Here is a 6275-nt window from a genome sequence, read left to right as displayed (position 1 = left end):
GCGGAGATCGATCTGCTCGGCGCCTTGTCGGCCTGTCCCGGTGGCGACTGCAGCGCGACCCATTCGAGCGATGCTGCGCCGTGCTACCCGCTTCTGATCGAAATCTTCGAGCCGGATCGAACCACTCTTGCTACCTGGGCATGGCCGTCGCCGAGTGAATATCACCGCCGCCACGGCAGGCCTTGACGAGGCGGCAGCGACAATCCAGAATGACGATATGCGCAACATCTGCTCCGCACATTTGACTACCGCGACGACCAGCCTCGGCGGGTCGTCTCCTGGTCGTATGCGGTAACAGACTGCACGACCAGAAGGGCCCCGCCGGCGACGGACGGGGCCTTCTTCATGCGCAAAACTCGTCCGCGCCGCCTCCATTCAGGAGAGCATGCCATGGACGATCTCGATCACAGAAGCCTCGGAACGCGTCTCGACCTCTGGCATATCCAGGAGGATGCGCCAGGGATGGTGTTCTGGCATCCGCGGGGCAACACGCTTTATCGCGTCCTGGAAGACTATATCCGCCGCAAGATGCGTCGGCTCGGCTACGCCGAGGTCAGAACGCCGCAGCTTCTGCCGCGGGAGCTCTGGGCTCGGAGCGGCCACTGGGCGAAGTTCGGCGCACAGATGTTCAATTTTGCCGACGGCGAGCGCGCGATGGCGCTCAAGCCGATGTCGTGTCCCTGCCACGTCCAGATCTTCAACAGAGGCCTTCGCTCCTGGCGAGACCTGCCGCTTCGCTACGCCGAGTTCGGAGCCTGTCACCGCAATGAGCCGTCCGGCTCGTTGCATGGATTGATGCGCACGCGCGGCTTCGAGCAGGACGACGCCCATGTGTTCTGTCGCGAGGAGGACGTTCCCGGCGAGGTCGCCCGTTTCGTCGCCCTGCTGTCGGAAGTGTATGCCGATTTTGGCTTTCCAGAACCGAGGGTGTTTCTCTCGACCCGGCCGCTCGCGCGCGCCGGTTCGGATGAATTATGGGATTGGGCGGAAGGGACCCTGGGCGGCGCCGCGCGCCAATGCGGCCTGTCATACCAGGTCCAGCCCGGAGAGGGCGCGTTCTACGGGCCCAAGCTGGAGTTTGCTCTCTGCGACCGGCTGGGCCGATCCTGGCAGTGCGGAACTGTTCAGCTCGACAGCGTCCTTCCGAGCCGTCTCGACGCCTCCTATGTCGGACCGAACGGCGATCGCGCGACACCGGTGATGATCCACCACGCCGTGTTCGGCTCGATCGGCCGTTTCATCGCCATGCTGCTCGAGCACCATGCCGGCGCGCTGCCGTTCTGGCTGTCGCCCGATCAGGTCGCCGTCGCCCCCCTGTCGCAGAATCACTCCGACTATGCGGCGAAGGTCCACGATGTGCTCGAAGCTGAAGGCGTCAGGAGCGTCCTGTTCGCCAGCGCCGAGACGCTGTCGCGGCGGATCGTCGCCGCGCATGACGCGAGCATTCCGGTCGTGACCGTCGTCGGCCAGCGTGAAGCCGAACAGGGCACCGTCAGCCTCCGCGAGCGCACCGGCGCCGTTTCCGTTCTGCCGTTGAATGAGGCGGTCATCGCGCTTCGACGGCGTGCCCAGTCCGGCCAGATCTCGGATTGAAATTCGTCTTCTATTTCTCAGCGAACTCGCGGCGGCGTGACGCGGTCGAGCGGGGCAGGACGACGATCGTGCGCTCCAAACCGCCTCACCGCCGCAGCAGCATGAGCAGCGTCACGGCAAAGGACGTGGCAAACAGCACCGTCAGCCACTGCCAAATTCTCGGCCCGGCGAACCAAATGCGAAGCAACCGGTAACGCGAATATGGCTCGTCTGCCTCGTTCAACCCGGCTTCGAGCGCCTGGGCGAACGCCGCCGCATCGGCAAAGCGCCGCGCCGGATCGGTCGCCAGCGCCCGTGCCAGGCAAGCACGAAGCCACCGCGGCAAGTCCGGCCGCAACCTTGACAGCGGCTGCACTTCCCACTGGCCGAACGGAAACCTGCCGCCTGTCCACATCCGATAGGCCGTGACGCCGAGGGAGAAAACTTCCGACCGCGCGTCGGGCGGCACGTTGCGGAATAATTCCGGCGCCATGTAGCTGATAGTGCCGCCGAGGCGCTCCTCATTGGGATCGTCGATCCCCGGCAGATAGGCCAGCCCGAGATCGAGCAGCTTGAGGCCGCCGCCGATCGGCAGCACCACGTTCTCGGGCTTGATGTCGCGATGGATGATCTGGCGGCGGCCGAGATCGTCGACCGCGTGGCACAGCCTGAGCGCGATGCCCATGCCCTCCGCATAGCCGACGGCGGGCTGCCGCGTCAGCCGCTCTTCCAGCGTCTCGCCACGATAGAAGGGCAGCACGATGTAGAGGCAGCTCTGGCGGCCGGCCGGCAGCTCGATAGTGTCCGCGACCCATTCGCTTTCGACGTTGCGCCCGACCCAGGCCTCGCGGAGGAAGCCCGCCTGGAACACCTGGTCCTGCAACATCGCCGGCAGCGGAAATTTGAGCAGCACGTCGCGCTGCTCGACCGTGTCGCGTGCGCGGCGCAACAGGGTGTACCGGCTGCGATGGATCGTGTTGGCGATCTCGAAACCGTCCAGCATCTCGCCTTGCTGCGGCGGCTCGCGCAGCGGCAGCTTGCCGAATTCCGGGCCGAGGTCGGCGGGGCGCGAGGCCGGCAAGCGTGCGAGATCGAGCCACAGCACTGCCGTCTGAAGCTCGACACCCGACGTGTCGTCCCGGCTCGTCGCCTCGAGCTCGCGTAAGGGAACGTGACCTGCGACCAGAAGATAGCGATCTCCCGCTTTCGCTTCCGACTCAAAATACCCGAAAGGAATGTCGCGGGCACTGCCGAGCGGCACGCGCTCCCGCGTCGTATCGGCTTCCTCTTCGCCGAGCGGCAGCAGCGCGCCGTGCCGCCGGCGATAGACGGCACAGTCGCCCGCGACGACAAAACCGAGCCGCCGTCCCCTGAGCAGGATCGCGCCGAGCCGGACATGCGATTGTCCCTGCGCCTGCCGCGACCAGCCCTGGTGGAACAGCCAGTCGTTGATCGCCATCAGCGCCTGCCCGGCCGCGCGTGCCGCCCCAAGCGTCGGCGCCGCGCCAAAATAGCCGTCGGCGAACGCATGCGCCGCACAGGCCGCCGACGGTCCCGCATCGACAGCGCCGAGCCCCTCGGCGAGGAGGATGACGAGGCCACGATGCGGCGCGCCGCGCGCGGCGCCGTCATGGATCGTGTGACACGCGCGAGCGCCGCCGCGCATGCCGACGCTGAACGCCCACTCCCCGAGCTCGATGCGATCGAACGCCTCTGCCGCCATGTCGTCATCAAAGCCGACAGTCTCGGCGCCCGTCAACGGCGACGCAGAAGGCCGGCCTCGTCATGACGAAGCCGCTCCATCCGCGGCAGCGTGTGCCGCTAGCTGACTTCCATGTCGTGCTCGAGACCGAGCAGGGTCTGCGGCATCCGGACCTTGAGCAATCCGAACCAGACCACGCCGACCAGCATGTAGACGGCGAAACCATAGGGAAAATACTTGTAGGGCACGTCGGGCACCGGGTAGAGGCTGCCGATCAGGGACAGGATCATCAGCACGGCGCCGAGCGCGCCCATGACGTAGTCCCCGGTGGTGACTGTGCCGAGCTTCCTCAGCAGCACGGGCGCGGCGACCGAGCAGGCCATGTAGACCAGGATGAAGCCGAAGCTCGCGATGGTGCCGAAATAGCCGAGCAGGTCGGTATAGGCCTGCTTGTAGAAGGCCGAGCAGATCAGGAAGTTCAGCACGCAGCCGATCGTGACCGCGACATGAGGCGTCTGGTGCCGGTCGTGGATCATGCCCATCGAGCGATGCACGAACTGGTAGCGGCCGAGCGAGAACAGCATGCGGCTGAAGGCATTGATGGAGGCGAGCGCGCAGGCGAAACAACTGATCGTCGCCCCGATGTAGATCAAGACCGTCAGCATCCCGTTCTTGCCGGCGACCAGATCGGTCATCGGCCCGGTCGAGGCGCCGAGCTTGGCGCCGTCGTCGCCGAAACCCTGCGTGATCACATAGGTCGTGAAGATGAAGAAGACGCCGGCGATGATCGGCGTCAGGATGACCGCGCGGGGGATGGCGACGAACGGATTTCGCGTCTCCTTGCCGAGCGTCGCCGCACTCTCGAAGCCGACATAGGAAAAGATACCGAACACGATGGCCTGCGCCACGGAGCCGAAGCTCGCACCGTCGAACGTCAACTGTCTGGTGTCGGTGGCGAAGCCGTGGTCCTCGAGCGAGATGAAGCAGACCAGGATGATGATCGCCATCGAGACCGCCTCGACCGTCAACCCGACCCGCGACGAGATGCGGATGTCGCGCATGGCGAACAGCCAGACCGCGAGCGAGATGACCGCGAACAGCAGGATCGGCGGCGCCGCGGTCGCGAGCCCGGCCGAGGTCAGGAGATCCTGGATGAACAGGGCGGTCGCCGCGGTCAGCGCCATGGCCGTGAAGAGATAGGCTGCGAGCATCGCCCATCCGCTCAGCATGCCCCAGGACGGGCCGAGCGCCCGCGACACGTAGATGAAGAACGAGCCCGCCGCCGAAATCCTGGCGGCGAGCTTGCTGACATTGATGCCGACGATCACGAGCGACAGCGTCGCAAGCACATAGACGAGCCAGGAGGCGGTGCCGGCCATCGCCGCGACCACCGTGACCGCAACCGCGGGCGTGAGCGTGGGCGAGACGTTGGCCACCGATTGGCCCAACGCCTCCATGAAAGTGAGGCTGTCCTTGCGCAGTTCAGACATCGCATGTGTCTCCAACGGAAAAGTGTGAGTCTTTCGAATCTCGAGCGACGCTTCGTTGGGAGAACCTGCCTGGCGTCCCGGCCAAGCCGCCCCGAGGGGGCAGCCCAACCCTCCCCACCGCCATTTCCTAGTATTAAAAAACTTTTATTCGTAGGCAACGGGCGTGATGCGCAAATTTTCAGCCGCGGCCGCTTCTTCCATCGGCAACGATCGCAATTGCCGATGCGCGGCAATGAGTTGCGGCTGCCATTTCCTTTCGAGAAATCTTATTTCTCTCTTCTGGAATGCAAGCATCGGTTGCCAGGCTTCTCGAACCAGGGAGACTTGCGCGCGTGACTCGGCGCCGCCGATTGCGCCGATCGGCAAGATGGTCGACAGGGGCCGGCCGCGGCTTCGCCCGATGCCTTGACACGGCATTGCCGCTCTTGGTGAAGTGCATGACGCGCGGCGGCCAGCCGCGCAGAAGAGCGCTCTGAAGCGCCCATGAGGAAATGCCGGTATGCTCATCCCCCTTGCCGACGTGCCGCTCTGGTATGCCGAACGCAAGCCGGACGATACGACCGCCGTCCGCCACGGCACCGAGGCGCTGACCTGGCGCGCGCTCGAGCGCAACGCCAATCGGCGGGCTCGCGCCTTTGCCGCCAAGGGTGTCAAGCCCGGCGATTTCGTCGCCATCGGGCTGCCCAACGGCAACGAGTTCTTCGAGACGACATTCGCGGTGTGGAAGTGCGGGGCGACGCCGACCTCGCTGTCCTGGCGGCTGCCGCGCGGCGAGGCCGCAGCCGTGCTTGAGATCCTGAAGCCCTCGCTGGTGGTCGGCGGCGAGGCCGACTGGAACGCCGGCAATTCACTGCCGGCCGGCTTCGTACCCGAAGGCTTCTCCGATGCGCCGCTGACGAACCCCGTGGCGCGCTACTGGAAAGCCATGACGAGCGGCGGTTCGACCGGGCGGCCCAAGGTGATCCTCGATCATCTGCCGGCGGTCACCGACACCGCAGTCGACCAGCCGCTCGGCATCGGGCGCGACACCACGCTGCTCAATCCCGGCCCCCTCTATCATAATGCCCCGTTCATCGCGACCCATCTCGCTCTGTTCGGCGGCGGCCAGATCACCGGCATGGTGAAATTTGATGCCGAGGAGACGTTGCGCGTGATCGCGCGCGACCGCGTGCAATGGGTGAATTTCGTGCCGACCATGATGCACCGGATCTGGGCGCTGCCCGAGGAGGTGCGCCGCGCCTACGATCTGTCGAGCCTCAGGGTCGTGTTCCACATGGCCGCGCCGATGCCGCCCTGGCTGAAGCAGAGCTGGATCGAGTGGCTCGGGCCCGAGCGCATCTTCGAGCTCTATGGCGGCACCGAGCGGCAGGGCCGCACCGTGATCTCCGGCACCGAATGGCTCGCGCATAAGGGCTCGGTCGGTAGAATCGACGAATCCTGCGGGCTTCGCATCCTTGGTCCCGACGGCAAGGATGTCGCACCGGGTGAAAGCGGCGAAATCTTTTTCCTGC

Annotated in this window: 5 protein-coding genes and 1 pseudogene; 3 read left to right on the top strand and 3 right to left on the bottom strand. The window is 65.7% G+C overall.

All coding sequences use genetic code 11. The annotated features are described in order from the left end of the window. Together JOY90_RS21895 and thrS are read left to right on the top strand one after the other, a co-directional pair. Positions 1 to 186, top strand: a pseudogene (locus JOY90_RS21895) (hypothetical protein); the annotation flags it as partial. Between the two features lie 204 nt (positions 187 to 390). Next, a complete protein-coding gene (gene thrS, locus JOY90_RS21890; RefSeq protein ID WP_291693198.1) occupies positions 391 to 1593 on the top strand; it encodes a threonine--tRNA ligase in 1203 nt (400 codons plus the stop codon). An 85-nt stretch (positions 1594 to 1678) separates the two neighbouring features. On the opposite strand, the gene JOY90_RS21885 is transcribed toward thrS, so the two are convergent. From JOY90_RS21885 to JOY90_RS21875, 3 genes are all read right to left on the bottom strand, one after another. Further along, positions 1679 to 3295 carry a protein kinase gene (locus tag JOY90_RS21885; protein WP_291693197.1) on the bottom strand — a complete coding sequence of 539 codons (1617 nt, stop codon included), beginning with the start codon at positions 3293 to 3295 and terminating at the stop codon, positions 1679 to 1681. Between the two features lie 98 nt (positions 3296 to 3393). Continuing rightward, on the bottom strand, positions 3394 to 4764 hold the full coding sequence (locus tag JOY90_RS21880; protein ID WP_291693196.1) for an APC family permease: 1371 nt from the start codon (positions 4762 to 4764) through the stop codon (positions 3394 to 3396). 144 nt (positions 4765 to 4908) lie between these two features. Further along, positions 4909 to 5130 (bottom strand): hypothetical protein, encoded by a 222-nt coding sequence (locus tag JOY90_RS21875; protein WP_291693195.1) that lies wholly within the window; start codon positions 5128 to 5130, stop codon positions 4909 to 4911. 133 nt (positions 5131 to 5263) lie between these two features. Here JOY90_RS21875 and JOY90_RS21870 point away from each other — a divergent pair. Further along, the coding region (locus JOY90_RS21870) for an AMP-binding protein (protein WP_291693194.1) at positions 5264 to 6275 on the top strand (1012 nt) is incomplete at its 3' end.

This window comes from Bradyrhizobium sp. (assembly GCF_019242285.1).
Taxonomy (GTDB): Bacteria; Pseudomonadota; Alphaproteobacteria; order Rhizobiales; family Xanthobacteraceae; genus Bradyrhizobium.
Note: the sequence above shows the minus strand (reverse complement) of the source record. Positions and strands in the feature narration are given on the sequence as shown.